General features: G+C 50.8%; 1 protein-coding gene and 1 pseudogene. Both read right to left on the reverse strand.

The genetic code is table 11. The features are described from left to right. Nucleotides 1-70: 70 nt before the first annotated feature. Nucleotides 71-877: pseudogene (locus tag J8X26_RS26630) on the reverse strand (hypothetical protein); the annotation flags it as partial. Then, nucleotides 870-1952: a type VI secretion system Vgr family protein gene (locus J8X26_RS26635; protein ID WP_307803524.1), complete on the reverse strand. Its 1083-nt coding sequence runs from the start codon at nt 1950-1952 to the stop codon at nt 870-872. The pseudogene J8X26_RS26630 and the gene J8X26_RS26635, both read right to left, overlap by 8 nt. Between the last annotated feature and the right edge of the window lie 172 nt (nt 1953-2124).

Consider the following 2124-nt stretch of genomic DNA (forward strand, 5'->3'; position numbering starts at 1 on the left):
TGTACGGATTACCTGAGGAAGTCGGCGACGAGGGGAGCTTTTATCTAAATCCGATTTATTCAACAAAGCCGATTGTCCCCTGACTGTGGGCGACAATATTAATCACATCACCTCCAGCAACTTTGTGACGTCTTATCGTCAAAATCAAATCTGCGAGTCTTTGCGCGGCAAAGAACTGATAGATACGGTGCGGGTTGTGATAGATCGGGTGGGTATAATTCCCGCCGTTCATATACAAGGTACCGAACCCGGCGGCGGCCACGACCAGGCCATTTGACCCCGGCCCCAGCATATCCGGGATATTGGTCGTGGCATTGGCAAACGTGCCGCCGCCTTTGGCAAAATTCACATCAAGGGCATTTTTAAAACTGTCATTCTGAAACTTAATGCCATTACTGCCGTCATTTCCGTTTTCCGCCATCTTTTTGGGGTCGTTTTCCTGATAGCTGTCATAAGGAATTTTTGCGCCATCTTTCAGGGTAGTGACTTCGTCACGGTAGCGTTTCTGGTCGGCTTTCCAGTCATCGCGGGTTACGGGTTTGTAACCCCAGTAAAAAGGGATGACCGGTGAACGTCCCGGGGCGGTGATTTTGGTCTGGGCATCTTCATTGTGCATTGCAATGAAGTCTTTCCACTCATGTGCATAAAGATCGCTGCGGTCGAGGCGTTTTCTCAATCCCTCAATAATGCCCGTTTCCTGATTCTGGTACGCTTCGCCCACATCATTGACGCCGTGGACCAAAATGACGATGCAGGGCATAGGGCGGGGAACTGAGACTTTGCAGGTTTGAGCCACTTCGCCCAGTGACTGATGAACCCCCATCTCGTTTTTCGCCACGATTTTTGGCTGGTAAGGACTGGCTTTAGTATCAGTCATGGATAAGCTCCATCTTAAATGTTTCAATATCGTCACTGTCGAGCAGTGAGGATTGTCCTTTGGCGTCGGTGACACCTTCAATGACGTTACCGGTCGAACTGGTGAGTCGGAATTTTTGATTCGGCAATGTTTGTTCCGCATCGTCCTGCGCGTGAAGCTGGAAGCGACGTTTGAATGTTCCTTTCTCGAATGCAGGGACGGTTGTTTTCACACTTTCCGGGCCTTTGAAGGCCAGATTAGGTCCTTTCAGGTCGATAGCCGTGGGTGAGAAAATCTCAACTGAACCATCGGCGTTGATGCGTATACCGCCTCCGCCGCAGGAAAGTTGAATTCCCTGTTTCGCACTGGCATTCACTTTGCCGTCGGTGCTCATCAGGGTGAAATCCTTCTGAGAAAGGAAATGCATTTCACCGCGCTGAGCCTGCGCATCAATATTGCCTTCACCGGCAATCATCTGGATCCCGAGTTTTCGGGCAAAGAGCGAGAGCTTATCTCCCACGGCCAGTGAGAATTTTTTAAGCACGTTTACGCTTGCATTGCTTCCTGCCGTGGCAATCAGGTCTGCACCGGCTGAAAGCTGTAAGCTTTCCGGTGTGGCAAAAGCCTGCCCCTTTTCGGCATAGGCTAAAAGGCCGGGAGCCTGCAATTTATCCAATGCCTGCTTCAACTGTTCCTGAGGCTCAGACTCCGCGGCGCTGGCTCCGGCGGTCGTGGCGCATTGCTGAAGCGTTCGCGCAAGCGATAAAGCACTTTCGAGGGCAGCGACAGCAGCGGTCATATCGAGCTGCTGCCCCTGCGCTTTGGGCTGTGGCTCTGTTGTCAGCATGAGCCCTTTGGCTGCACGGACAGCTATCCAGTGATCGGTTCTGGCCTCAAGGCCTTCACCCCGCATTTTTCTTTCTGCATCCACCAGATGCCCTGCACTAACCTGACTTTTACCGTACTCCGTCGAAATCTTTATATGTTCCTGATTTCTTTTATCTTCAAGCCGTATTTTGTTCTGTGAAGGAGTGCGAATAATGTTGCGTGTGTCATTGCGCATATTCACAAGGTCAGGATGTGCGCCATCGTGCATGACATGGGATATAAAGGGTCTGTCTGGGTCGCCGCCTTCAAATGCAATGGCGACTTCAGTCGAATTTATTAAAGGGAAATGAAAACCATATGTGTCGCCCGCGGCTTTGTTGAATAAATCGGATTTAGATAAAAGCTCCCCTCGTCGCCGACTTCCTCAGGTAATCCGTACA

It is taken from the genome of Rahnella sp. ChDrAdgB13, assembly GCF_017655185.1.
Taxonomy (GTDB): domain Bacteria; phylum Pseudomonadota; class Gammaproteobacteria; order Enterobacterales; family Enterobacteriaceae; genus Rahnella; species Rahnella contaminans.

Coding starts and splice junctions, on each gene's coding strand:
- J8X26_RS26635 (WP_307803524.1), bottom strand. CDS start 1,952: ATGCACGATGGCGCACATCCTGACCTTGTGAATATGCGCAATGACACA.